At 52.9% G+C, this 329-nt stretch carries 1 protein-coding gene; it reads left to right on the forward strand.

Going from position 1 to position 329, the window contains the following annotated elements; translation table 11 throughout:
- Positions 1 to 212: 212 nt before the first annotated feature.
- Positions 213 to 329 (forward strand): FAD-dependent oxidoreductase (locus EN804_RS38765; protein WP_135922381.1); only part of this gene is annotated, 117 nt, incomplete at its 3' end.

The following is a 329-nucleotide window of genomic DNA, read 5'->3' on the forward strand; positions in this document are numbered from 1 at the left end:
TAAATAGCGATTAATAATGACTCATAACTATCTAAGCCGCGACCTAGCCGATGGGCAAAACGCACTGATGTGCATGGCGGCCACCCCCCACCGCAGAACCGCTTATTTGCCACAGTGCTGATATTTCTATCGCCGCAGCGTGATGCGACCTTTCATACCCTCTGCATTCATTGTTATGGCGGGCTTGAGAGATTTGTATTGCAGGAGCGCCGATGACCAAAACCCTGAAATGCGACGTGCTGGTGGTCGGCACCGGCATTATCGGTTCCATGGCAGCGCTTTATCTGCAGAATGCCGGGCGTGATGTCGTGCTTCTTGAGCGTGGTGAC

This window comes from Mesorhizobium sp. M8A.F.Ca.ET.161.01.1.1, assembly GCF_004792105.1.
Lineage (GTDB): Bacteria > Pseudomonadota > Alphaproteobacteria > Rhizobiales > Rhizobiaceae > Mesorhizobium.